The organism is Bacillus sp. BF2-3, from assembly GCF_008368795.1.
GTDB lineage: Bacteria > Bacillota > Bacilli > Bacillales > Bacillaceae_G > Bacillus_A > Bacillus_A cereus.
On the sequence record NZ_QOSA01000002.1, the window covers coordinates 260,415 to 286,372 of the forward strand.

A 25,958-nucleotide genomic window follows, 5' to 3' on the forward strand; every position below is an offset into this window, starting at 1 on the left:
TATGAATTTTCCTCTCAAAGTTTATTATACAAGTAATAAAGATGTATTTGGTGTTCAATTGTATTTTAGTTAATATTTTTAAATTGAGATTTTATTTTTCATTAAAAGTTACTTGACTAAAGTAAGTGACTATATTACAATCACTTACATAAGGTAATTAAATAACAAAAAGTTTTTTGTATCTTTACTTAAGGTATCTATTGGAACTTTTTCTTAGAATAAGAATTTTTGTGATGATGAATAATGAATATGATAAGAAAGTTTAGGTGAAAAAAATGGGATTATTTAGCTCGTTATTTGGTAAAAAAGAAGAAAATACAAAAGTAGAGGAGAATAAAACAATGTCAAAAGTATTATTTGTAAAAGCAAACGATCGTCCAGCGGAGCAAGCAGTTAGTTCAAAAATGTATGAAACATTTGTAAGTACTTATAAAGAAGCAAATCCAAATACAGAAATTACGGAATTAGATTTATTTGCATTAGATCTTCCTTATTACGGAAATATCGCGATTTCAGGTGGATATAAACGTAGCCAAGGCATGGAGTTAACTGCTGAAGAAGAGAAGGCAGTTGCTACAGTAGATCAATATTTAAATCAGTTTTTAGAAGCTGATAAGGTTGTATTTGCATTCCCATTATGGAACTTTACAGTACCAGCGCCATTAATCACATATATTTCATACTTATCTCAAGCTGGAAAAACGTTTAAATATACAGCAAATGGCCCAGAAGGTTTAGTTGGTGGTAAAAAAGTAGTTGTGTTAGGTGCTCGTGGTTCAGATTACTCTTCAGAGCAAATGGCTCCTATGGAAATGGCAGTTAATTACGTAACAACGGTACTTGGATTCTGGGGAATTACAAATCCAGAGACAGTTGTAATTGAAGGACACAATCAATATCCAGATCGTTCACAACAAATTGTTGAAGAAGGTCTAGAAAACGTTAAAAAAGTAGCGGCAAAATTTTAATTCATGATAGTAAATGGAAAAACCAACATGGATGACCATGTTGGTTTTTTAGTCTATTTTTCATGTTAAAAAATGTATATTTATAAAATAAAAGAAAAGTTCGAAAATAGTATTGCAAAATATTATATAGCAAACTATAATGAGTTCAAGAATAGTTGATGCTTAAATTAAATGTTCAGAAAATTCAATTAGTTAAAATTGGAAAATGAGATAAGGAAACTTGAATGGGGGTTATATTATGGCGAATAAAGTACCGTTTTCGTTCATAGTAGTTATTGGATTAATGTTATTTGCACTATTTTTTGGAGCGGGAAATTTAATTTTCCCAGCGATGCTTGGTCAATCAGCAGGAGAGAATGTATGGATTGCTAACGCTGGATTTTTAGTAACTGGTGTTGGATTACCATTACTAGGTGTGCTAGCATTTGGTTTTTCAGGTAAAGATGATTTGCAGTCGTTAGCTAGTCGTGCTCACCCAGTGTTTGGGATTGTGTTTACAACAGTTTTATACTTAGCGATTGGTCCGTTATTTGCAATACCGAGAACAGGAAATGTTTCTTATGAAATTGGTCTTAAACCGTTTATGCCAGAAGGAGTAGGTTCTACACCTTTAATTCTTTTCACAATTATATTCTTTAGTATCACTTGTTTTTTTTCGCTAAATCCCGCGAAAATTGTCGATATTGTTGGAAAAATCTTAACACCAATTAAGTTGACTTTCATCGGTATTTTAGTAATCGTTGCTTTTATACATCCGATTGGAGATATGCAAGCACCAGTGGAAGCTTATACATCACATGCATTCTTTAAAGGATTCCAAGAAGGATACTTAACGATGGATACGCTTGCATCATTCGTATTCGGGATTATCATTATCAATGCTATTAAAGAAAAAGGTGCGAAAACGAAAACACAAATTATGGTCGTTTGTGCAAAAGCGACAATTATTGCAGCATCTATTTTAGCAATTATCTATACAGCACTTTCTTATATGGGTGCTTCAAGTGTTGCAAAGCTTGGACATTTAGAGAACGGCGGAGAAGTATTAGCGAAAGTTTCTAACTACTATTTCGGATCATATGGCGGAGTATTATTAGGATTAATGATTACAGTAGCTTGTTTAACAACTAGTGTGGGACTTGTATCAGCATGTTCTTCATTCTTCCATAAGTTATTCCCAAATGTTCCTTACAAAGCAATTGCAATCACGCTATGTGTATTTAGTGCAATTGTTGCAAATGTAGGATTAACACAGTTAATCGCAGTTTCTGTTCCAGTATTAACAGCAATTTATCCACTAGCAATCGTATTGATTTTCTTAACATTCTTCCATTCATTATTCAAAGGAAGAGCTGAAGTTTATCAAGTGAGCTTAATCGTAACATTTATCATCAGCTTATTCGATGGATTAAGTGCAGCTGGAGTTAACATTGAAGTAGTAAGCCAAGTGTTCACTAAATTCCTTCCGATGCAGGAAGTAGGATTAGGCTGGATCTTCCCAGCGATTATCGGTGGATTTATCGGATATGGACTTAGCATTTTAAAAGTGAAAAACCAAGTTCAACCAGCAACTAGAGCGGATAAGAAAATAGGTTAAATAAAAAAAGTTATAGAACTTGTTTCTATAGCTTTTTTTGTTACTATTAATAATGAGAAAAAATAAAGTAGTAGGGGAAATAAAATGAAAAAAACAATTGATCATATCGGAATCGCAGTTCGTGATATAGATAGTACGATACGTTTTTATGAAAATGTGTTACTAGGAACTTTAATAGATCGTTACGTAAGTGAAGCTCCTGGTGTGGAAAGCGAAGTAGCCATTCTTGAAGTGGATGGAGATAGAATTGAATTACTTGCACCGACGAATAATACGACATCTCCAATTGCCCGTTTTATTAAACAAAAAGGTAAAGGTGTTCATCACGTTGCGTATCGTGTCGATGATTTAGATGTGGCTCTAGAAGAGTTAAAAGAACAAGGTATTCGGACATTAGAGCATACACTACGCATTAATAAGCACGGTAGAAGGTTAATTTATCTTAACCCAGCGGATACTGAAGGAACGATTATCGAGTATTGTGATTATCCGGAAGAGAAATAGAAGAGGGATATTTTTTTAAAGGTGTTACGTAATAACGTAATACCTTTTTATTTATGTATTTCACATTTTCTTCACAAATGATTCACGATAACTTTTCTTCTTTGATAACTTACATAAATATATTTTATGATATAATAACAATCGGCTTTAAAAATGTAAGTTGTATCTATCATAATAGTTACTATTATATTGGAAGTTTAGAGGTGGAAGAGAAATAAAGAGTTATACTTTCTAGAAGTTTATATTTAATCAGGTTAATATTTTGCCCAGAATCAAACTTTGGAAGTTAAAGTAATGAAAATAGAGCAATGAGGAAGAAAGAAGTGAAATGAGTGTGAAAGTAATGAAAAGGTTAGGGACATTGTTATTACTTGTGTGTGTGCTTATCATATTGATCCCGCAAAGTGCATCTGCTCATGCGTACGTTGTGAAATCAAACCCTACTGAAAATGAAACATTGAAGAAAGCACCATCTGTTGTAAAAATCGAATTCGATGAGGACATACAAGTTTCACGTTTTAATACATTGTACGTGAGAGATACATCAGGTAAAAGGGTCGATTTAAAAGATGCTCATATTGATAAAAAAAATAAAAAACTATTAGAAGCCGGATTAAAAGAAAACCTCAAAAATGGTCTCTACTCTATTCAGTGGAAAGCTATTTCAGCTGATGGACATCCAATTCAAGGGGTTATTCCATTCCGTATTGGATTAGCGGAAGCGGAAACAGACGATGTACAAGTGGAAGAGATGGGGTATGTTCCGCAAATTGATATGATCATGGAACGTGGAATTTTATATACAAGTTTCTCACTATTTATAGGAGTGCTATTCTTTAATCTTATTATGTATAAAGGGAATGCAACCTCGGTTCGATCAAGGAGTAAGAACATAATATGGATTTCCTTATTAGGGATATTTACTAGCTTGTTATTCAATCTACCACTGCAAGCGAAAATAAATGCTGATGTTTCATGGCTAGAAGCATTCAATCCTTTACTATTAAAAGAAACGTTACAGCTTTCTGTTTTTAGTTATGTTTGGATTACTCAAATGGTTCTCATTAGTTCGCTTATAATCGTTACGTATTTTGCGATGAGGCGTGAGAAGCTATCGTCTTTTAAAGTATGGAGTATTCCAATAGTGCTGTTTATTGGAATACTTGTTATGAAAGCATTTAATAGTCACGCATATGGTTTAAAGTTTAAAGATATTGCTGTTGTTATGGATTTTTTACATTTATTCGCAGCTTCATTATGGATTGGTGGTTTATCGTCTATTATTCTTCTGTTACGTAAAGAGGATAACAAATGGAATATGTATTGGGATATGATTAAGCGTTTTTCACCGTGGGCAACATGCGCTGTCATTGTGATTTTAATAACAGGTCTTTTTAACAGTACATTTTTTATTCCAACAATCCACTCGTTATTTGATACGAAGTATGGATTAGCTTTACTAGCAAAGATACTTTTATTCGTTTTCATGGGGATATTGGGAATTATTCATTATGTGAAAGGGAAAATGAGAGCGGAGCAAGGATTAGGTGCTACGGTGAAAGTAGAGTTTATCATTGGAATTATCATTTTCGTCATCGTAGCTTTTATGACAAACGTACAAACACCACCGATGCCTCCTACTGGACCTTTTACAGAGAGTAAACAATTAGATAATGAATATGAAATGACGCTAAATGTAAGTCCTAATAGAGTAGGACAAAATATATTCCATATTACTTTAAAGGATGAGAACGGACAACCCGTTACTGATATGGAACAAATTATATTAACGACTCAATCGTTAGATATGAATATGGGAAAAGGATCATTTAAAGTTTCGGCAGTTTCACCGGGAGAATATGAAGCAGAAGGTATGTATATTAACATGACAGGAAACTGGAATATACAAGTACATGGATTAACGAAATCGCTTGATAGCTTCGATACGGATTATAAATTTATTGTAGGTGGCAGATAAAGTGAAACTTTAAGCAGCCCTCATCAATTGGGCTACCCGGCGAATAGCGGGATAAAGAGTAGGTATAGATAAAAAGGAGCTAATTGAAAATGGAACGTATAAAAAAATTAGGAACAACAATGATCGCAACAGCAATTACAATGGGAATGTTTTCGTTACCTGTTAGTGCGCACGTTACTGTGAAGCCAGCAACTTCTGACATCGGTTCTTGGGAGACTTACACGATAAAAGTACCAGTTGAAAAGAATATAGCAACAACAAAAGTTACACTGAAAATACCGTCTGGTGTGGAATTCCAACAGTATGAACCAGTGCCAGGGTGGAAAATGGAAGAGCAGAAAGATAATGCCGGAAAAGTGAAAACTGTAGTATGGGAAGCAATAGGAGAAGGGATTTTACCCGGTCAGTTCCAGCGATTTACTTTCGTCGCTAAAAATCCGGATAAAGAACAAAAAATAGCTTGGGATGCATATCAACAATATAAAGACGGAGAAATTGTTGAATGGACAGGCGATGAGAAAGCTGAAAAACCGCATTCACTTACTACAATTGCAAAAGGTACGTCATTAACAGGAGAACATGGTGAAGTATCTAATGTAGAAAAGAATGAAGGTACTAGTAATATGCAGTTGATAGCAATTGTTTTATCTATTTTGGCAATTGTATCTTCGGTAGGTGCGTGTGTTTTTGTAGTGCGTCGTAAAAAATAAGATATAAAAAAGAGCCTACAAATAGTAGGCTCTTTCTCATATTTATTTCACTTCAACCTGCTGCCTTACAGCAAGTGTTTTCGGCTTTATATTTACAAAACAAATGCTCACAACAATAAATAATAGGCCAATAAATAAGCTCATTGTAATGGCTTCATGTAAGAAGATTGAACTTACAATAATAGCGATAAGGGGAATAAGGAATGTATAAGCCCCTACTTTACTCGCTTCACCAGCTCCAACGAGTGTGAAGTATGCAAGCCACCCCATTGCAATAACAAAGAATGAAATAAAGAGTAGTACACTAACAAATGGCATACTCCAAGCAATACTAGACCAACTTTCAAATTCTGAGCCAAATCCGATTAAACAAAGACCACCGATAAGAAGCTGAATTGTTACCATCCAAATGGCATTCACACGGTGACCAGTCTTCTTAATGAATACTGTGCCAAGTGCCCAGCCAATAGCGCATCCTAACGCGAGAAGGATTCCAATAACAGAAATATGTCCTGTTAAACTGCTTGAGCTAATAACACCTACACCAATAAATCCGAGAACAAGCCCGAAAATTTTCAAGCCGTACATTGATTCTTCAAGCCATATCCACGAGAAAATACCGAGTAAAACTGGTTGTAGAAATACAATGGCGGAAAATAACCCAGCAGGCATATATTGAAGACCAACAGTTTGTAACCCGTAAAATATAATGATGTTAAGTAAAGAAGAAATAACGTATAAATGCCACGTTTCTTTTAAATGTAATTCTTTATATTTGGGTAGAGCGAAAAGGAGTAAAATGAATCCTCCAATTAAAGTTCGAACGCCTGCAAATAAAACGGGTGGTGTATAATGCAGGGCAAACTTAGATAAAGGCCAATTGATTCCCCACATGAAAACGAGAAAGGTAAGGATTATGGCCGTCTTAGTTCGAGAAAGCTGTGTCACGGTAAGACCTCCTTGTTGTTATTCATTTCACTATGATATGATATCGAATGTAATAAATAAAATGAATCTTTTTTATAAGGAGTATAAGTGATTAGTTATGACTATTACACAACTGCAAGTATTAATAAAAACTATTGAGTTAGGCAGTTTTACGAAGGCTGCCAGGGTGTTAAATATGACGCAGCCAGCTGTAAGTCATGCCATTTCAAGTATTGAGTCAGAGTTAGGAGTTACGATTCTTATACGTGATAAACGACAAGGATTACTCGTTACGGATGTAGGAAACAGAATTCTTGTACATATTAGAGAGATTTTGAACGGTGTAGAGAAGATTGAACAAGAAGTTGCGATGGAGAAAGGACACGAAGTGGGGACGATTCGAATTGGGAGTTTTCCGAGTGCTTCTGCACATTTCTTACCGAAAATGATAAACCATTTTAAGGAGAAGTATCCGAGCTTAGAGGTCGTTCTTTGTGAAGGAACAATTAAAGAAGTTGAAGATTGGTTAATATCGAGGGTTGTTGATATAGGAATTGTTATTTTGCCTAATAAAGAGATGGAGATTGTCCCGTTAACGAAGGGAAAAATGGTTGCTATCTTAAGAGAGGATCATCCTCTTTGTAAGAAGGACTCTATTACAATTCGTGATTTGGAGAATGAACCGATCATATTATGTAAGGGCGGATACGAACCACCCATCATTGATATGTTTAAACAAGCCAACGTACCACTTCGGGCTGAGTATGTAATTTCTACCGTTACTACAGCTTTAAATATGATTCAAGAAGGATTAGGCATTGCAATATTAGCTGAATTATCTTTAACGAATTTACCACAGAATGTGCAAACGAGAGAATTGGAGCCGCAAGTATGGAGAGAAATTGCTTTAGCTGTTCCTTCATTAAAGGATTCTTCAATCGCTGTACAGCTATTTATTGAAGAATTTCAAGCGCTATTTGCAGAATAAAAAGGGGTGTCTCATATATCATAATGGGGCACTTTTTAATTTGCTTATAAAAAATCTATGAAAAGGATTGACTTATTTTTTAGTTGTAACTATAATGATTACATCGAGGTGGTGATTACGATGAAAATTAGTAGCCGCTTTTCCATAGCTGTTCATATTTTATCTATTTTGAAAAACAATCCATCTTCACTTTGTACTTCAGACTATATGGCTGAGAGTGTCAATACAAATCCAGTAGTCATTCGTAAAATCATGTCGTACTTGAAACAAGCTGGCTTTGTTTACGTAAATCGTGGACCGGGTGGCGCGGGATTACTAAAGGATTTACATGAAATCACATTGTTAGATGTGTATCATGCAGTGAACGTAGTCGAAGAAGACAAGCTATTTCATATTCACGAGCAACCGAATCCAGATTGTCCAATTGGGGCGAATATTCAAGCGGTGTTAGAAATTATTTTAATTCAAGCACAATCCGCGATGGAAGAAGTTTTGAGAAATATTACGATGGGGCAGTTGTTTGAAACTTTGCAAGAAAAAATGAATGCTTAAATAATATTTATATTTTTTTATCATCAATGTAACTGATTTGATTACAACGATAAGGTAAGGTGTAAAAGTTATGACTGTAAAAATGAAAGTATACTCAGATTTTATATGTCCGTTTTGTTTTTTAGCAAAAGGTCCATTAGATGAGGTAGCGAAAGAGAAAGATGTAGAGATTGAATGGATGCCATTTGAATTACGTCCAAGTCCATATTCAAAAATAGATCCATGGAATGAACCAGAAAAATTAGGTTCATGGGATGCTTTCATTCTTCCGACAGCGAAGAAGTTAGGAATTGATATGCGCTTGCCACGTGTTTCACCACATCCATATACACATTTAGCTTTCGAAGGATGTCAATTTGCGAAAGAACGTGGACTAGGTAATGAGTATCATCACCGCGTATTCACAGCATTTTTCCAAGAAGAGCAAAACATTGAAGATATTGATGTGTTAACAAAATTAGCGGTAGAAGTAGGACTTCCTGAGGCGGAATTTAAAGATGCTTTAGTAACTCGTAAATATAAAGAAAAGCATCAAGAAGCAATTCAACACGCATATGATGAAGCGAATATTATGGCTGTTCCAACTGTCATGATTGGAGATGAAGTCATTCAAGGGCTTGCTAGTAAAGAAACACTAGAAAGGGTCATTGATAAAGAAATTGAAAAGGATAAAACAAATTCATTTGAAGGTATGCAATGTAATACCGATGGATATTGCTAATTCGCTTGTTATGAAATAACAAAATAAATGATAAAACAAACATTTGGAGGAATTAAAATGTCAGCAACTACAACAAACTTAAAAGAAGCAATCGTGAACCGCCGTTCAATTCGTAAAGTAACAAAAAACGATGCAATTACGAAAGAAAGAATTGAAGAAGTGTTAAAAACAGCTTTACATGCACCAACATCTTTCAATATGCAAAGTGGTCGTATGGTTGTATTAATGGATGGAGAGCATGAAAAGTTTTGGGATATCGTTAAAGAAACACTAAGAGCACGCGTACCAGCAGAAAACTTTGAAGCGACTGTAGAAAGACTAAAAGGCTTCCATGCAGGTGTAGGAACAGTTCTATTCTTTGAAGATCAAGCAACTGTAGAAAAAATGCAAGAAAATGCCCCATTATACAAAGATCAGTTTCCATTCTGGTCTCATCAAGGAAATGCGATGTTACAACATACTGTGTGGATGCTATTATCTGCTGAAGGAATTGGGGCGTCATTACAACATTACAACCCAATCGTAGATGCTGAAGTGAAAGAAACTTGGAACATTCCGGCAGAGTGGAGCTTAGTAGGTCAAATGCCATTTGGTGAACCAAACGAACAACCAGCAGAAAGAACGTTCTTGCCTACTGAAGATGTAGTGAAATTTTATTAAGAAATACAATATGTAACGAGAAGGAAGCTGTGCTTAAAAACAGCTTCCTTTTTTGTAGTGGTGTTAATTTATGCGCATTTAGGGAAGAAATATAAGAAATAATACGGTGAGAAGGGAATTAGAAAAATGAATGATGAGAAAAAATATACAGTGGTAGGTACTGATGTTGAGGAAGTAAAGCGTTTAAATAAAAATTCAGGGTTAACGTATAATCAAGTGAAAGAAATGTTAGCAAAGCAAATGCAAAAAAAGAAGTAATTAGATTGAAATCTTTCATTTTTTCATTTAGCATTTTGATTGGAGAGAGTTAAGTAAAAGGTAACTCTCTTTTTTGTATAGCTAAGCATCTTATAGAGTGGAGGAAGCAACATGAAGAAATGGGTAAAGGTAACGCTGTCTATCACTGGAGGCATTGTCTTATTAGCGTGTGCCGGCGGATATTACGTGTATAAAAATTATTTTCCAAAGGAACCTGAGCGTATTGTATATGATAAAGAAAGAGTGCTACAACCGATACATAATCAGCTTAAAGGAATCAATATAGAAAATGTAAAGATAAAAGAAAGAGAAGTCGTAAATGCGACTGTAGATGAGCTTCAAAAAATGATTGATGATGGAAAGTTGTCATATGAAGAATTAACGAGTATTTATCTCTTTAGAATACAAGAACATGATCAAAATGGAATAACATTAAATTCTGTTACAGAGATAAATCCTAATGCGATGGAAGAAGCAAGAAAGTTAGATCAAGAGCGGGGTAGAAACAAAAATTCGAATTTATATGGTATTCCTGTCGTTGTAAAAGATAATGTACAGACGGAAAAAGTGATGCCGACTAGTGCAGGAACTTATGTATTAAAAGATTGGATTGCAGATCAAGACGCAACAATTGTGAAGCAGTTGAAAGAAGAAGGAGCATTTGTTTTAGGAAAAGCGAATATGTCTGAGTGGGCGAACTATTTATCTTTTACAATGCCAAGCGGGTATAGCGGGAAGAAAGGACAAAATTTAAACCCGTACGGTCCGATTACATTCGATACTTCAGGATCAAGTTCAGGATCTGCTACAGTAGTTGCAGCAGATTTTGCGCCGCTTGCAATTGGAACAGAAACGACGGGATCGATTGTTGCACCAGCGGCGCAGCAATCAGTAGTTGGGTTACGTCCATCTTTAGGTATGGTAAGTAGAACAGGAATTATTCCATTAGCTGAAACTCTTGATACAGCAGGACCTATGGCAAGAACAGTAAAAGATGTAGCAACGTTATTTAATGCAATGATAGGTTATGACGAAAAAGATGTTATGACAGAAAAAATGAAAGATAAAGAAAGAATTGATTATACAAAGGATTTATCAATAGATGGATTAAAAGGGAAAAAGATAGGGCTTCTTTTTTCTGTAGACCAACAAGATGAAAATAGAAAAGTAGTAGTAGAAAAAATTAGAAAAGACCTTCAAGATGCAGGTGCGATATTAACTGATAATATCCAGTTAAGTGCTGAGGGTGTAGATAATTTGCAAACATTAGAATATGAGTTCAAGCATAATGTAAACGACTATCTTTCACAGCAAAAGAATGTACCGGTAAAATCGTTAGAAGAGATTATAGCGTTTAATAAAAAGGATAGTAAAAGACGAATAAAATACGGACAAACATTAATTGAAGGGTCTGAAAAATCTGCTATAACGAAAGAAGAGTTTGAAAACGTAGTGCAAACGAGTCAAGAAAATGCAAGAAAAGAGCTAGATAGGTATTTAGTAGAAAAAGGTTTGGATTCTCTAGTTATGATTAATAACGATGAAGTCCTTCTATCAGCTGTAGCTGGTTATCCGGAATTAGCGGTTCCTGCTGGATATGATAAAAATGGAGAACCAATCGGTGTAGTGTTTGTAGGGAAACAGTTTGGTGAAAAAGAGCTTTTCAATATTGGATATGCGTATGAACAGCAGTCTAAAAATAGAAAATCACCTAGTTTATAAAAGATTATATGAAAAATAACTGCCACCGAAATTATGTTGGTGGATTCCAGTTAAACGAATCTAACAATATGAAAAGAAAAAAAGGATTCTTCTCAATTAGTAAGAAAGATTGTCTATAGGAGTTCATAAAATGTAATATATTCAATTTCCATCCATTGAAGGGGGGGTTAATTCTTAATGAATGAAGTAAAGAGTTTTTTTCGAAGTAGAGGGTTTCAACGGTTTCTCGTTTTAATAATAGTAGCGCTTGTATTATACGCATTAAAAAGTATGATTAATTTAATATTAATTACGTTTATACTGACGTTTTTAATGGATCGATTTCAACGTTTTATTTCAAGAAAATTGAAAGTAAACCGGAAAATTGTTATTGCATGTTTATATATAATACTAGTTTCCTTTATAGGCACAACATTATATAAATATTTACCTGTGCTGACGATACAAATTTCACAATTAATTTATCAATTTAAACTGTTTTTTCAAAATCCACCTGATAATGAAATCGTTAAATATGTACTTTCGACAATTAATGGGATGGAAGTATCAAAATATATAGAACAAGGTGTAGACGTCATATATCAATCAATAGCAAATATAGGAAAGGTAAGTTTACAAATATTATTATCTCTAATTTTAAGCTTATTTTTCTTATTAGAAAAAGAGCGTATTATTACATTTACATCAAAGTTTAAAGATAGTAAGTTAAAAATCTTTTATGGAGAAATTGCATATTTTGGTGAAAGATTTGCAAGATCGTTCGGCAAAGTAATTGAGGCTCAGTTTTTAATTGCCGTTGTAAATTGTATTCTTACTGTCATTGCATTAATCGTTTTAGGATTTCCACAGCTACTTGTATTAGCTGTTATGATTTTCTTACTAGGGTTGATTCCTGTTGCAGGTGTGATTATTTCTTTGTTTCCACTTTGTATCATTGCTTACAACGTAGGCGGAGTTATGTACGTAGTATACATACTCGTATTCATAACAGTAATCCATGCTCTTGAAAGTTATTTTTTAAATCCGAAGTTTATGTCTGCAAAAACAAATTTACCAATATTCTACACATTTATGATTCTTATCTTCTCAGAGCATTTCCTTGGAATATGGGGGCTTATTATCGGGATACCAATCTTTATCTTTTTATTAGATGTACTTGATATAAATAATGAGGATGCGACTAAAAAATAAGAAATGATAGAAAATCACTAAAAAGTCATAGGAGATAATGAAAATAAAAAGCAATCCAAAATAAATTGGATTGCTTTTTATCTTAATTAAAGAACCGGAGCCATTGTTTCTTTCAATACTTGAACAGAGTGGTCGAATTTTAATTCTTCATCTTCACTTAATTCAACCTCTAAAATTTCACGAACACCGCCGCGATTTAAAACAGCAGGTACCCCGATATAAACATCTTTTTGACCGTATTGACCTTCTAAGTAAGCTGATACAGTTAATACACTATTTTCGTCGTTTAAAATTGCTTTTGTAACACGTAGAAGTGACATACCGATACCATAATAAGTTGCGCCTTTACGCTCAATAATATGGTAAGCTGCATCACGGACGTTTATGAAAATTTTGTCTAAATCTTCTTGATTATACGTGTTGTCTTTTTCAAGCAGTGTTTGTAGTTTTTGGATACCAACGGAAACATGGCTCCAAACTGGAAGTTCAGTATCGCCGTGTTCTCCGATAATATAAGCGTGAATGTTGTGTGGACCAATATCGAAGTACTCACCTAACATATAGCGGAAACGAGCAGAATCAAGCGTTGTACCAGAACCGATTACACGTTCTTTCGGTAAACCAGATTCTTTCCAAGTTACGTAAGTTAAAATATCTACAGGGTTTGTTGCGATTAAGAAGATGCCATCAAATCCGCTATCCATAATACTGCGAACGATTTGTTTGAAGATTTTAGCGTTTTTCTCAACTAAATCTAAACGTGTTTCGCCTGGTTTTTGTGGTAATCCAGCTGTAATAACTACAAGGTCAGCATCTTTACAATCTTCGTAGCTGCCTTTCCATACTCTAGTTGGAGCTGGTGCGAATGGAACAGCATGACTTAAGTCCATTGCTTCCCCTTCAGCTTTTGCCTCATTTACATCGACTAAAACAAATTCTTCAGCTACAGCCTGGTTAATCATGCAGTAAGCATAACTACATCCAACTGCTCCTGTTCCTACTAATACAACACGGTTAATACCTTTTTTCATTTCAAAATTCCTCGCAATTTCATTGATTTTATTATGTAAGATAATACGTCTTACTTCTATAGAGTCATATCTAGTTTATTACATTTTATAAAAGATATTCAAGTATTTGAAAATGTATCCGTGCAAATCCGCGAACAAAACATAGGAATTCAGTGAACCGAATATAATTCAGTAAAATCCTTTGTAAAAGGGGAAATGGCATGGGGAATCCATTAGCAATGGAAGAAATGCTTCATATTATTCATGCAGGGCTTGTTAAAAAGAATAACCCAAAACGGATTACGATTGCAGGTGCAGGGATTTCTGGATTAGTTGCAGGTTCTTTATTAAAAGAGGCTGGGCACGAAGTAACGATTATAGAAGCAAATAACAGAATAGGTGGCAGAGTGTATACGATTCGGGAACCATTTAGTGTGGGTTTATATTTTAATGCGGGACCGATGAGAATCCCTGACACCCATAAGTTAACCTTAGCGTATATTCATAAATTTAAACTACCTTTAAACCTTTTTATAAATAAAACTTTTGCAGATATCATTTATACGAATAACATTCAAACGAGATTGAATGTGTTTGAAAATGATCCAAGTGTACTTGAATATCCGGTTTTGGATAAAGAAAGAGGAAAAACGGCAGAAGAGCTAATGATTGAAGTATTAGAACCAATACTAAATTACATTAAGAAGGATCCTGATAAAAACTGGCTTATCGTTGAAAAAAAGTATAAAACGTATTCGCTTGGTTCATTTTTAATGGAGTATTATTCAGATGGTGCGATAGATATGATTGGGGTACTTCTTGATATGGAAGCTTATATGGGAATGTCCTTAATTGAAGTATTACGTGAAATGATTTTCTTTACTTCAACAACGAAATATTATGAAATAACTGGTGGAATGGATAAGTTATCGAATGCATTCTTACCACAATTAAGGGAACATATTTTAATGCCGTATAAGGTTGATAAAATTATACAAGAAGATAATAAAGTAATGTTACAAGGAAATCATGAACAAACGTTAGAGCAATTTACAATAACAAGTGATTTTGCTATTATTACAATTCCATTTTCAGCGTTAAGATTTGTAGAAGTTCAGCCATACTATTTATTCTCTTATTTTAAAAAAAGAGCAATTCGTGAATTAAATTATATTGCTGCAACTAAAATTGCAATAGAGTTTAAAAGTAGATTTTGGGAGAAAGCGGGACAGTGTGGCGGTAAATCTATTACTGATTTACCGATACGGTTTACATACTATCCGAGTTATGGCATTCATACTCCAGGACCAGCTATCGTTATAGCAAGTTATACGTGGGCAGATGAGGCGTTAACATGGGATAGTCTCCCGCAAAGAGATCGTATTCGGTACGCATTAAAAAATTTAGCGGAAATATACGGTGACATCGTCTATAGTGAGTTTGTCACTGGAACATCTTTTAGCTGGAGTAAAAATCCGTATTCTTGCGGTGCATTTACAGCTTTCGAACCAGGCCAAGAGCTCGAGTTATTTCCGTATATTACACCACCATCTGGAAAAGTACATTTTGCAGGAGAGCATACGACATTAACACATGGATGGATGCAAGGGGCAATTGAGTCTGGAGTTAGAGTTGCATATGAAGTAAATGAACAGTGAATCTCTTATATTTACAAATGGTCATTCTTTTAATAAAATGATAAATATAAATCGTAATTATTACGCTTTGAATACATTTGAAGTAAAGAAATGGATGGTCGGTTGAATGAATAAAGTGGAGATTCATATATTAGGTGGTTTTTTAGGTAGTGGAAAATCAACATTATTACAAAATTTATTGTTAGCAGAGAAAAAGAAGAATAGAAAAGTTGCAGTATTAATGAATGAAATTGGTGAATACTCAGTAGATACAGATATTATTGGAAAAGAGAATGTTTTAAGAGAACTTCTTAAAGGATGTATTTGTTGTACGTTAAAAGAAGAGCTTGAAATACAATTACATTCGTTATACCAACAAGAAAGACCAGATGTAATTTATATAGAAACGACAGGTGTTGCGCATCCAATTGAAGTGTTAGACGCGTGTGTCTCGCCAATTTTAGCTCCTTTTCTGGAAGTGAAATCAATTGTAGTCGTTTTAGATGCAGTAAGGTGGTTAAATCGAAGTATATTAAGTGCAAATGTACAACAGCTATTGCATGAGCAACTGAAATTTGGTAGTCACATTCTTGTTAATAAAGCAGATTTACTAACAGATGCAGATAAGAATACAGTATTTGAAGAAGTAAAGGCAATAAATGATCATGCGAAAATGTATGAGACAAAGTATTGTAATATATCTTTAAAAGATATAGAAGAAGCAGAATTTCCAAATGATGAGGAACACGAGACACTACATGTCAAACAGCATTTACATATACAAACAATGACATATCAATTTACGAAACCGATTGATCAAGACAAATTATATGAATGGCTTTCGAATTTACCAGATAGTATTTATCGAGTGAAAGGTTTTGTGAAATTCCATGGAGATAAATACCCTCACCTATTCCAATATTCGTTCGGAGTACCAACTTTATTAGAACAAGACTTCGGTTTCCCGACAAACTTAGTAGTAATAGGAGAAGGACTAGATAAGAAACAATTGGCTGAAGGGTTAGAGAAAGTAGAACTTAACTCTAATTAAGGGGAAAAGACTAACTTAAAAATAAGTTAGTCTTTTTGTATGGTCATTACTGAAATGAAACAGTATTTTCAATTGGATTGCAGAATATATATTGATTGTATGTCCGTTTCCATTACATAGGAAGGTGATTATATATTTGTGCCGAATGTAGAGGGTACTACAAGAGTTTTCCATTATCTATCGAATTAGTTAGTCATGATTACGGACAGGGGATTTTGGCGTGTTTGATTCTATCAGAAAGTAAAGTATGGGGAGGATCACAATGTCGATGAAAAAACGTAAGTGGCTAAAAACAATGTTTACTGGCTGTGTTTTAGGTTCGTTATTAATAACGGCAGCTTGTTCAGGAAAGAAAACAAGTACAGAGGATGAAAAAACGATTAAGGTAGGAGTTCTTGCTTCTTTAACAGGACCGCTAGAATCGTATGGAAAACAAACAGTGAACGGATTTGAATTAGGGTTAGATTATGCAACTGGTGGAACTGGGAAAGTAGATGGGAAAAAGATTAAGTTTGTTGTAGAAGATACAGAAACGAAAGCGGATGTAGCAGTTAAAAAAGCTACGAAGTTATTAGAAGAAGAGAAAGTTGATTTTTTAGTTGGATCGTCTAGTTCAAGTGATACGTTAGCGGTTTTACCACTGGCTGAAGAATATGAAAAGATTATGGTTGTAGAACCGGCAGTTGCGGATAGTATTACCGGGAAGAACTGGAATAAATATATTTTTAGAACTGGAAGAAGTTCCTCACAAGATGCGATTGCAGGAGCAGCAGCAATTGCGAAAAAAGATGTAAAGATTGCAACATTTGCCCCAGATAACGCTTTTGGTCGTGAAGGGATTGCTGCATTTAAAGCGGGTGCGAAAAAATTAGGTGCGAACATTGTGAATGAGCAATACGCGGATACAAATTCAACAGATTTTACAGCGAATATTCAAAATATCATTAGTTCAAAACCAGATTATTTATTTATCGTTTGGGCAGGGGCAAATTCACCTTGGAAACAGTTGAAAGATATGAATGTGGAAGCGCAAGGTATTAAAATTTCTACAGGTGCGCCAGATATACCAGCATTAAAAACAATGGATGCATTAGTAGGTATGCAAGGTTTTTCTGTATATTATCACACACTTCCAAAAAATAAAGTGAATGATTGGCTAGTTGAAGAGCATAAAAAACGTTTTAATGGTGCAGTGCCAGATTTGTTTACAGCAGGAGGAATGTCAGCAGCAATTTCTATTGTAGAAGCCTTAAAGAAAACAAAAGGTGATACAGATGTAGATACCTTGATTAAGAAAATGGAAGGAATGGAATTTGATACACCGAAAGGAAAGATGAAGTTTAGAGAGAAGGACCACCAAGCGATGCAGACACTGTATTCTATCACATTGAAAAAGCAAGACGGTGTTGATTATCCGGTGCCAGTGTTAGAGCGAGAATTAACGATGAAAGAAACAGAACCACCAGTTCAAAATAAATAGACTGAATTTTCTGTTGTTTTTGTATAAAGAGGGGGGACCCTCTTTATACATATTTCTTTCATACTCACGGCTTTAAAGGGAGGGATTTCGTGACACATTTGCTAGAGACGAAAAATCTTAGTGTATCTTTTGGTGAACATCAAGTTATTAAAGATGTAAATTTAACTGTCCAAAAAGGAAAGCTCATTTCTATTATTGGGCCAAATGGTGCGGGGAAGACAACGTTATTTAATTTACTAAGTGGACAGATTTCACCCACAACAGGTGAAGTGTATTTTAAAGGGCAAGATATTACAAAACTATCGATTTCAGATCGAACACGCTTAGGAATCGGTCGCTCTTTTCAGCTTACAAACATATTCCCAGAATTAACGGTACTTGAAAATGTCCGTTTAAGTGTTCAATCATTCGTACAAGATTACTATAGTTTTTTCCCGAGTTCAGCAAAATTAAAGCAACAAGTTGGAGAGGCGAGACGTTTCTTAAAAACAGTATTACTTCATGAAAAAGAGAACGTATTAGCGAAAGATTTGGCACATGGAGAGAAAAGGAAGCTAGAACTTGCGATGTTATTAGCTTTAAAAACGGATGTGTTATTACTTGATGAGCCGACGGCAGGTATTTCGGTTGAGGAAGTCCCTGCTATATTACAAGTGATTGAAAATATTAAGAAACATCCAGAGAGCACAATTGTACTTATCGAACACAAAATGGATATGATACTAGGTTTGTCAGATCATCTTATCGTTTTATTTCATGGAGAGTTATTGGCTGAAGGATTGCCAGAAGAAATTATGAAAGATGAGCGTGTACAAAGTGCTTATTTAGGGGGATTATATAGTGGCACTATTACAAGTGAATAATATAGAAACGTATTTAGATCAGTTTCATATTTTGCAAGGAGTATCTCTTGCTGTTGAGAAAGGGACGATTACTGTACTGTTTGGTAGAAATGGGGCAGGGAAAACAACGACATTACGTTCAGTGATGGGGTTTCACCGCATTGCAGATGGTGAAATTTATTATGATAGTGCAAAAGTGAGTGGATTACCTACACATTTAATTTCAAGAAAAGGAATAGGGTATGTACCAGAAAATCAAGGTATTTTTCATGATTTGACAGTAGAAGAAACTTTCGCTCTTGCTAGGGGAAAAGGTGAGGAAGTAGAAGGGAAAATAGAGTGGATGCTGGAACTATTTCCGGATTTAAAGCAGTTTTGGAATAAGAAAAGTGGGCTCTTGAGCGGAGGGCAAAAGCAAATGTTGGCTATTTCAAGAGCGTTTATTAATAGTGATGGATTATTACTTATTGATGAACCGAGCAAAGGGCTATCCCCGATAATGGTGGAGAAATTAATGGTAGCTATTTTGAAGATGAAAGAGAAAACAACAGTTTTACTTGTTGAGCAAAATTTTATGATGGCCAGTCAAATTGGCGATTATTTTTACATTATGGATAACGGACGAATTGTTCATAACGGTTTTATGAATGAATTAAAAAAGGATAAGGAAATGTGTCATAAATATTTAGGAATCTCTTAACATGAATCCGAGGTGAAAAGGATGGATGTGTTAATCAATTTATTTGTAAATGGGATTTCAACAGGGATGCTCATTTTTTTGTTAGCATCAGGTCTTTCACTTATTTTCGGTTTAATGAGCGTTTTAAACTTTGCACACGGTGGTTTATTTGCATGGGGAGCATTTACAGGTGTTTGGTTATTTAATGTGACAGGAAGTTATATATTAGCTTTAGTTGGAGCAGTAGCCATGGGAATGTTCCTAGGATTTATTTTAGAAAGGTTTCTTATTAGGCCGGTATATGGAAATCATGTTCGACAGCTGCTCGTTACGCTTGGAGGAATGCTCGTTCTTAGTGAGTGTATTAAAATATTTTGGGGGCCAAACCCTATTAGTGCAAAATTACCGTTATGGTTACAAGGAAGTTTTACATTCGGAGGTATTATATTAATTAAATATCGTCTATTTGTTATTTTGATTGGGATAATTATTTACATTGCACTACTACTATTACTCAAAAAGACGAAGATAGGTCTTATGATCCGTGCAGGTGTAATGGATAAAGAAATGGTTCAAGCGCTTGGTATTAATGTAAAAGCGATATTTTCTTTCGTCTTTTTATTAGGGGCAGGGATGGCAGCTTTGGGAGGATTCTTATTAGCACCGTATTCGGGCGTTATTTTCGCCGAGATGGGCATGCAGTATGCAATTTTAGCTTTTATAGTAGTAATTATCGGTGGATTAGGAAGCGTTCAAGGTTCAGCTATTGCTTCTTTAATTGTCGGGTTAGCTGGTGCTTTTACAGCGTATTTTATACCAGATTTATCACTTGCAATTAATATGTTAATGTTACTATTTTTCTTAATAGTGAAGCCAACTGGACTTGTTGGTGAAAAGGGGTGAAATGGTGAACAACACATCGGACCGAATTAAAGTATACTTCGGAGTATGTATGCTCATTTGTTTAAGTGTATTTCCGTTCGTAAATGATTCACGGAGCCTGTTAATTTTGTTCACTCAAATCTTCATCTTTGCTATTTTTGCAATGAGTTTTGATGTATTGCTTGGGTATACAGGAATTGTATCGTTCGGTCATTGTATGTTCTTTGGGATAGGAGCATATGGGGTAGCGCTTTTATTTGATCGACAAGGCGTATCAATAACGAACTTTTTAATTGGAATAGTAGCTGCAATTATCGTTTCGGCAATCGTTAGTTATATAATTGGTTTGCTTTCTTTACGATTGAAAAGTCATTTTTATGCAATGTTAACACTTGCTATTTCACAGTTATTTTTTGTACTTGCTGAAAAATGGCGTGGGCTTACTCACGGAGGAGATGGTTTTACATTTGGTGTACCAGACGTATTCCGTGATCGTTTTACGTTTTATTATGTAACACTTATATGTTTACTTATCATTTTTGTTCTGTTACGTCTTTTCACCAAATCTTCTATTGGAAAAGTATTAAAGGCAATTTCCCAAAATGAGCAACGTGTTGAAGCACTAGGATATAAAGTGCTTCATTATAAAATTATTGCTAGCATTGTTGCAGGAGTAGTAGCTGCGATTAGCGGTGGTTTATTTGTTATCACATTGCGTTTTGTTAATACGACTGTATTTTCAATTGAAATGACATTAAATGCATTATTGATGACGATGATTGGTGGGGTTGGAACGTTAATTGGAGCAATTGCAGGAGCTGGAATTATTGAATCTCTAAAATATTATTTATCAGAACTAGCTACAGAGTATCCGATCTTTGAACGATGGACGATTATTCTTGGTTTATTGTACATTATCGTATTGCTAGTTTTCCCGAAAGGATTAGTTGGCACGGTTAAGGGACTGAAGAATATGAAGCGGAATAAGAAGGAGAAAAGTGCAGAGGTGGAGCAAAATGTGTGAAAAATCAATTGTATAGAATATGAAAATCCCTCTTTTAGATTCATAAAGGAGGGATTTTTTATTAACCGAATAGTTCATCAGGGATTTGTTTGAAAGAGTTTTGATTTGTAAAAAAATGAACAGCTAATTTTTCAACTGGAACATCTTCAATTGGTACCAATTTATCATTTTTAATCGGCAAAAAGGCTATCCCTTTTCCGTCCTGAATAAACTCTTCCATAAGCGAATAAGAATCTAATTGTTGAAGTTGACGCTGAGATAAATTATTTTCTTTTAGAAATTGTATCGTCTTATTTCTAAAAGGGCACTTTTTGTCATTGCTAACGAAGAAGAGTTCCTTTGAATAGTCAATGATACATTTTTCTTGATCTTTTAGTAAGCCTATAGAAATTGAAGTAGTAAATACTTTTTTAAAACCTGCACCAGAATCATCCTCATAAGTGATGACCATATCAACTTTTTGTTGCTGCAGTAATTTTGGCAAATGACTACTATTTTCTACATATATTTGATAATTCATGAAATTTTCTTTAATACGCTTACTTAAATAATTAGTCAAAATCGATTGTGACGTCGCGATTATATAAGAAGACCCACTTGTTTTAATTTTATCTTTCGCTTCTTCTAATAGAGTTAATATTTGATTCGTGTAATCTAATAAAATGTCACCAGAAGGTAATAAGGAAACGCCTTTGTTATCTCTATGTAGTAAGGGTGTTTCTAATTCTTGTTCTAATTTTTTGATTCTTTCAGTTACGTTCGGTTGAACATAACCTAACTCTTTAGCAGCTTTACTAATAGAACCCTCACTGGCTACAGTTTTGAATATAATAAGATCATTTATTTCCATATATCTCAGCCCCTTATGCACTATCATTATAAATGATACCAAACATAATTTATACCTATTTTACGTTAGCTACTTATCGATTTATCATAATGTATATAAGATTGAAAGCGAGTGATAAACATGATTGGAATGCAATATAAGGTCATTTTGCCAAAGGATTATGACATGGAAATTATTAAGAAAAGGGTAAAGGATAATGGTTATAAAACTGATGGTTTCCAAGCACTAAATTTTAAAGCGTATTTAATTACGGAAACGGAGAAAGACGGGAATTTTTATAACTGCTATGCACCTTTATATATTTGGAATGGGCATGAAGGGATGAATAAATTTATCTTTGAAGGGTATTACGATAATATTTTACAATCGTTTGGTTGGCAACAAATACATATAGGTGTTCCATTAGTTGTTAATCTAAGTGATGGATTTAAGAAAAGTAGATATGTTGTTGAATATGCAGGAAGTATTGCTCAAAGTAAAACGCTGATTGGGACTCAATTAAACATGATGAATGAAAATGTACAAAACAATGAAAAGTGTTTAGGGAATGTAATCGTTTATAATCCGGATAAATGGGGATATAGTAGGTTTGAGTTTTATGAAGAGAAGCCTGATATTATAGTAAATAAAGGTGCTACAGTATATGAGATTTTACACATTTCACGATGAAATTTTGTTGTATATTAAAAATAAGAAAAGGAATGAAAGTCTATGCCTTTTGTGAAGATTTATTATCCTGAAAACATATTAAATGAAGAAGAGTTGGAAAAAATGGGGGAATGTATCCATCTTTCGTTAATTGAACATTTTAACATCCCTGAAAATGATTATTTTCAAATGTTCTTACCTTACCAACAAAATAAATTTTTATATAATCCATATTATTTGTTGGAAAGAGGAGAAAAGAGAACAGAGAATATGATATATGTTTCTATTACATGTGGACCGGGAAGAACGGTGCAACAGAAAAAAGATTTGTATCAATCGATATCTTTAAAAATTACGGAATATTCCGACGTTAAAACTTCGAATATTTTTATTACACTAAATGAGACAGCTGCTGAAAACTGGTCATTTGGTCAAGGAATAGCACAAATGATGAAAATAAAGGGAGAAAAAAATGAAAAATGAACTTATTGAAGTACATATTAAAAAGAAAATGAGAGAAATGGCACCTGCATTTGCTCATTATAGTGAAAAGATATTATTTGAGGAAGTGTGGCGGGATGCCACTTTAACATTAAGGGAAAGAAATTTGTGTACTGTGTCAGCACTAATCAGTCTCGGTAATACAGAACAATTACAATTTCATCTGAAGCTAGCTAAACAAAATAGGATTAAGGAGAATGAATTGGTTGCATTAATAACACATATGGCTTTTTACGTTGGTTGGCCAAAAGCTATGTCAGCTTTAAATATAGTAATGAATGAAATGAAAAGCTAAGAATAATGATAAGTAAGAATTATATGAATTCTTACTTATCATTATTTATGCAATACTTTATCGCTATATTTATTACATTTTCTCTTGCTTTTTTATCACTTGCGTAGTAAAGTGATTGGCCAAAAGCTATGTCAGCTTTAAATATAGTAATGAATGAAATGAAAAGCTAAGAATAATGATAAGTAAGAATTCATGTTTATATGAATTCTTACTTATCATTATTTATGCAATACTTTATCGCTATATTTATTACATTTTCTCTTGCTTTTTTATCACTTGCGTAGTAAAGTGATAGTAAGATTAACGCTAGGAAGTGATCAAACATGCGTGATAATACGATAGGATCATTAATATGGTTACGTTTAATACGATTTACGAACCAAAGTAATCAAATGTCAAATGAGTTTTTAAAACGTTTTGATTTAACGACAGCTCAATTTGATGTGCTTTTGCAAATACGTACGTATCAACCACTAACACAAATGGAGTTAGCTGAAAAGGTAACTGTTACACAAGGTGGCATTTCTCGAATGTTAACTCGTCTTGAAAAAGAAGGATATATTGTACGAAAACAAGATTGGAAAACGAAAACAATTAGTCTTACAGAGCAAGGAGAAGCAGCTTTAGAGAGAGCATTGCCAGAACAACTTGCATTTCAATCTTCGTTTTTTGATGATGTATTAAATGAAGAAGAGCAGAAAATATTATATGAGCTGATGACGAAAGTTCATAAGCATAGTGAAAAAAAAGAATTACCGCAAGAGTAATTTTTTTTACACCATCAATTGACTAATCAAGTGATGGTGTAGGTAATACGGAGATAAACTTGACTTACCAACGTTTTTAGAAAAAAACTAATACTACTTTATTAAAGGGGAGAGTAACTATGGAAAAATACCGTATAGATACAAGAAAAGGAATTGAGTTTGGATTATATTCAATTGGTGATCATGTTTTAAATCCACATAATGGGGAGAAAATTACGCCAGAAAAAAGAATTCATGAACTAATTGAAACAGCTAAGTTAGCAGATGAGGCAGGACTTGATGTGTTTGCTGTCGGTGAAAGTCATCAAACACATTTTACAACACAAGCTCATACAGTTATTTTAGGAGCTATTGCACAAGCTACGAAAAATATAAAAATTGCAAGTTCAGCAACGATAATAAGTACATCTGATCCGGTACGAGTATATGAGGATTTTGCTACAATTGACTTGATTTCTAATGGACGTGCAGAAATTGTGGCTGGTCGTGGATCTCGTATTGGAGGATATAGTTTACTTGGTTATGACGTGAATGATTATGAAGAATTATTCGAAGAGAAGATGGATCTTTTATTAAAAATTAATAACGAGGAACATGTAACATGGAATGGACAGTTTAGAGCACCACTCGCACATGCATCGGTGATTCCAAGAGCGAAAAATAATAACTTACCAATTTGGCGTGCAGTTGGAGGTCCACCAGCTAGTGCAATTAAAGCAGGACGTGCAGGTGTGCCAATGATGATAACAACACTTGGTGGTCCAGCAATTAACTTTAAAGTGTCAGTAGATGCTTACCGCGAGGCTGCTCAGCGAAGCGGATTTGATCCAGCTAGTTTACCAGTTGCGACAACGAGTTTATTTTATACGGCAAAAAATTCACAAGATGCACTTAGTGAATATTACCCTCACATTAATGCTGGTATGCTTACACTGCGTGGTGATGGGTATCCGAAACAGCAATTTACAAATGCAATAGATTACCGTGATGCTTTAATGGTTGGTAGCCCACAACAAATCATTGAGAAAATGCTTTACCAATATGAATTGTTTGGCCAACAACGCTTTATGGCACAAATTGATTTTGGCGGTGTACCATTTGATAAAATTGAGAAAAATATTGAATTAATTGCTACTGAAATTTTACCAGCCGTTAGAAAACATACAGCAAAATAAATAAAAAAACTGAGAGTTTAATCGACTCTCAGTTTTTTTATTTGTTCTGGAAAAATGACAAAAAAATGAACTTTTAGTCGAGGAAGAGGGAAGTTGTTTTCTATTTTTGAATAACATTATTTCGAGTTTGAATTTTGAAAATACATTTTTCTCTTGACAAAAAATAAGCATTTATCGTGGGTGCTTTCGAGGACATTTTTCCGAGTAAAAGTCAAGCGTATGAAGAAAAAACGATTGTTTTATAGATATAAAAGTAAGAAGTATATTGAAAAAACACATTTTGCTAATGAGAAAAATCTGATTCAAAAAAATGACAAAAGACATATTTCAGACAAAATGAT

The 25,958-nt window shown here is 34.2% G+C and carries 27 protein-coding genes; 24 read left to right on the forward strand and 3 right to left on the reverse strand.

Features of this window, described 5'->3' with window-relative positions:
- The first annotated feature begins 275 nt into the window (after positions 1-275).
- From DN401_RS03450 to DN401_RS03470, 5 genes are all read left to right on the forward strand, one after another.
- The gene (locus tag DN401_RS03450; protein ID WP_000522517.1) at positions 276-968 is read left to right on the forward strand and encodes an FMN-dependent NADH-azoreductase; all 693 of its coding nucleotides are present in this window, start codon (positions 276-278) and stop codon (positions 966-968) included.
- A gap of 238 nt (positions 969-1,206) precedes the next feature.
- Complete coding sequence (gene brnQ / locus DN401_RS03455) at positions 1,207-2,565, forward strand: branched-chain amino acid transport system II carrier protein (RefSeq protein ID WP_001284786.1); 1,359 nt, start codon at positions 1,207-1,209, stop codon at positions 2,563-2,565.
- An 84-nt stretch (positions 2,566-2,649) separates the two neighbouring features.
- Complete coding sequence (locus DN401_RS03460; protein WP_000750850.1) at positions 2,650-3,069, forward strand: VOC family protein; 420 nt, start codon at positions 2,650-2,652, stop codon at positions 3,067-3,069.
- A gap of 328 nt (positions 3,070-3,397) precedes the next feature.
- Positions 3,398-5,047 carry a copper resistance CopC/CopD family protein gene (locus tag DN401_RS03465; RefSeq protein WP_000114307.1) on the forward strand — a complete coding sequence of 550 codons (1,650 nt, stop codon included), beginning with the start codon at positions 3,398-3,400 and terminating at the stop codon, positions 5,045-5,047.
- Between the two features lie 89 nt (positions 5,048-5,136).
- Complete coding sequence (locus DN401_RS03470) at positions 5,137-5,757, forward strand: YcnI family copper-binding membrane protein (protein WP_000439685.1); 621 nt, start codon at positions 5,137-5,139, stop codon at positions 5,755-5,757.
- A gap of 42 nt (positions 5,758-5,799) precedes the next feature.
- Here the strand turns inward: DN401_RS03470 and DN401_RS03475 are convergent, their stop codons facing one another.
- Positions 5,800-6,705 (reverse strand): DMT family transporter, encoded by a 906-nt coding sequence (locus DN401_RS03475; RefSeq protein ID WP_000192812.1) that lies wholly within the window; start codon positions 6,703-6,705, stop codon positions 5,800-5,802.
- Positions 6,706-6,802: 97 nt separating this feature from the next.
- Between DN401_RS03475 and DN401_RS03480 the strand changes: the two genes are divergently transcribed.
- The 7 genes from DN401_RS03480 (at position 6,803) to DN401_RS03505 (ending at position 12,776) form a co-directional block, all read left to right on the forward strand.
- Positions 6,803-7,672, forward strand: a complete 870-nt coding sequence (locus DN401_RS03480) for a LysR family transcriptional regulator (RefSeq protein WP_000156743.1) — start codon at positions 6,803-6,805, stop codon at positions 7,670-7,672.
- Between the two features lie 120 nt (positions 7,673-7,792).
- Positions 7,793-8,224: an Rrf2 family transcriptional regulator gene (locus DN401_RS03485; protein ID WP_000704073.1), complete on the forward strand. Its 432-nt coding sequence runs from the start codon at positions 7,793-7,795 to the stop codon at positions 8,222-8,224.
- A gap of 70 nt (positions 8,225-8,294) precedes the next feature.
- On the forward strand, positions 8,295-8,945 hold the full coding sequence (locus DN401_RS03490) for a DsbA family oxidoreductase (RefSeq protein ID WP_000216673.1): 651 nt from the start codon (positions 8,295-8,297) through the stop codon (positions 8,943-8,945).
- Between the two features lie 57 nt (positions 8,946-9,002).
- Positions 9,003-9,605 (forward strand): nitroreductase family protein, encoded by a 603-nt coding sequence (locus tag DN401_RS03495; RefSeq protein ID WP_001277021.1) that lies wholly within the window; start codon positions 9,003-9,005, stop codon positions 9,603-9,605.
- Between the two features lie 126 nt (positions 9,606-9,731).
- Positions 9,732-9,863 (forward strand): hypothetical protein, encoded by a 132-nt coding sequence (locus DN401_RS30085; protein WP_000997344.1) that lies wholly within the window; start codon positions 9,732-9,734, stop codon positions 9,861-9,863.
- 111 nt (positions 9,864-9,974) lie between these two features.
- Entirely contained in the window at positions 9,975-11,585 is a 1,611-nt protein-coding gene (locus DN401_RS03500; protein ID WP_149287519.1) for an amidase family protein, read from the forward strand.
- 177 nt (positions 11,586-11,762) lie between these two features.
- Positions 11,763-12,776, forward strand: coding sequence for an AI-2E family transporter (locus tag DN401_RS03505; RefSeq protein WP_149287520.1), 1,014 nt, complete (start codon positions 11,763-11,765; stop codon positions 12,774-12,776).
- Positions 12,777-12,862: 86 nt separating this feature from the next.
- Here the strand turns inward: DN401_RS03505 and DN401_RS03510 are convergent, their stop codons facing one another.
- Positions 12,863-13,807 (reverse strand): L-lactate dehydrogenase, encoded by a 945-nt coding sequence (locus DN401_RS03510; protein WP_000715321.1) that lies wholly within the window; start codon positions 13,805-13,807, stop codon positions 12,863-12,865.
- Between the two features lie 200 nt (positions 13,808-14,007).
- Here DN401_RS03510 and DN401_RS03515 point away from each other — a divergent pair, with 200 nt between their 5' ends.
- From DN401_RS03515 to DN401_RS03550, 7 genes are all read left to right on the forward strand, one after another.
- Positions 14,008-15,444, forward strand: coding sequence for a flavin monoamine oxidase family protein (locus tag DN401_RS03515; RefSeq protein ID WP_000528002.1), 1,437 nt, complete (start codon positions 14,008-14,010; stop codon positions 15,442-15,444).
- Between the two features lie 106 nt (positions 15,445-15,550).
- Positions 15,551-16,474 carry a CobW family GTP-binding protein gene (locus DN401_RS03525; protein ID WP_121868385.1) on the forward strand — a complete coding sequence of 308 codons (924 nt, stop codon included), beginning with the start codon at positions 15,551-15,553 and terminating at the stop codon, positions 16,472-16,474.
- 262 nt (positions 16,475-16,736) lie between these two features.
- Positions 16,737-17,954 carry a substrate-binding domain-containing protein gene (locus DN401_RS03530; protein ID WP_000061996.1) on the forward strand — a complete coding sequence of 406 codons (1,218 nt, stop codon included), beginning with the start codon at positions 16,737-16,739 and terminating at the stop codon, positions 17,952-17,954.
- An 89-nt stretch (positions 17,955-18,043) separates the two neighbouring features.
- Positions 18,044-18,817, forward strand: coding sequence for an ABC transporter ATP-binding protein (locus tag DN401_RS03535; RefSeq protein WP_000149338.1), 774 nt, complete (start codon positions 18,044-18,046; stop codon positions 18,815-18,817).
- The gene (locus DN401_RS03540; protein WP_001196696.1) at positions 18,795-19,496 is read left to right on the forward strand and encodes an ABC transporter ATP-binding protein; all 702 of its coding nucleotides are present in this window, start codon (positions 18,795-18,797) and stop codon (positions 19,494-19,496) included. Before DN401_RS03535 ends, DN401_RS03540 begins: the two co-directional genes overlap by 23 nt.
- Positions 19,497-19,517: 21 nt before the next feature.
- Positions 19,518-20,378 (forward strand): branched-chain amino acid ABC transporter permease, encoded by an 861-nt coding sequence (locus DN401_RS03545; protein ID WP_000382805.1) that lies wholly within the window; start codon positions 19,518-19,520, stop codon positions 20,376-20,378.
- A 49-nt stretch (positions 20,379-20,427) separates the two neighbouring features.
- A complete protein-coding gene (locus tag DN401_RS03550; protein WP_002040965.1) occupies positions 20,428-21,381 on the forward strand; it encodes a branched-chain amino acid ABC transporter permease in 954 nt (317 codons plus the stop codon).
- Between the two features lie 61 nt (positions 21,382-21,442).
- Here the strand turns inward: DN401_RS03550 and DN401_RS03555 are convergent, their stop codons facing one another.
- Entirely contained in the window at positions 21,443-22,231 is a 789-nt protein-coding gene (locus tag DN401_RS03555) for a LysR family transcriptional regulator (RefSeq protein ID WP_000405005.1), read from the reverse strand.
- Between the two features lie 120 nt (positions 22,232-22,351).
- Here DN401_RS03555 and DN401_RS03560 point away from each other — a divergent pair, with 120 nt between their 5' ends.
- The 5 genes from DN401_RS03560 (at position 22,352) to DN401_RS03580 (ending at position 25,617) form a co-directional block, all read left to right on the forward strand.
- Positions 22,352-22,900, forward strand: a complete 549-nt coding sequence (locus DN401_RS03560) for a DUF4865 family protein (protein WP_000579893.1) — start codon at positions 22,352-22,354, stop codon at positions 22,898-22,900.
- Between the two features lie 42 nt (positions 22,901-22,942).
- Positions 22,943-23,362 (forward strand): tautomerase family protein, encoded by a 420-nt coding sequence (locus DN401_RS03565; RefSeq protein ID WP_001117232.1) that lies wholly within the window; start codon positions 22,943-22,945, stop codon positions 23,360-23,362.
- On the forward strand, positions 23,352-23,675 hold the full coding sequence (locus tag DN401_RS03570; RefSeq protein WP_149287521.1) for a carboxymuconolactone decarboxylase family protein: 324 nt from the start codon (positions 23,352-23,354) through the stop codon (positions 23,673-23,675). The genes DN401_RS03565 and DN401_RS03570 overlap by 11 nt, the downstream gene beginning before the upstream one ends.
- 323 nt (positions 23,676-23,998) lie before the next feature.
- Positions 23,999-24,442 carry a MarR family winged helix-turn-helix transcriptional regulator gene (locus tag DN401_RS03575; protein ID WP_001205523.1) on the forward strand — a complete coding sequence of 148 codons (444 nt, stop codon included), beginning with the start codon at positions 23,999-24,001 and terminating at the stop codon, positions 24,440-24,442.
- A gap of 119 nt (positions 24,443-24,561) precedes the next feature.
- Positions 24,562-25,617 (forward strand): LLM class flavin-dependent oxidoreductase, encoded by a 1,056-nt coding sequence (locus tag DN401_RS03580; RefSeq protein WP_000417547.1) that lies wholly within the window; start codon positions 24,562-24,564, stop codon positions 25,615-25,617.
- Positions 25,618-25,958 lie beyond the last annotated feature (341 nt).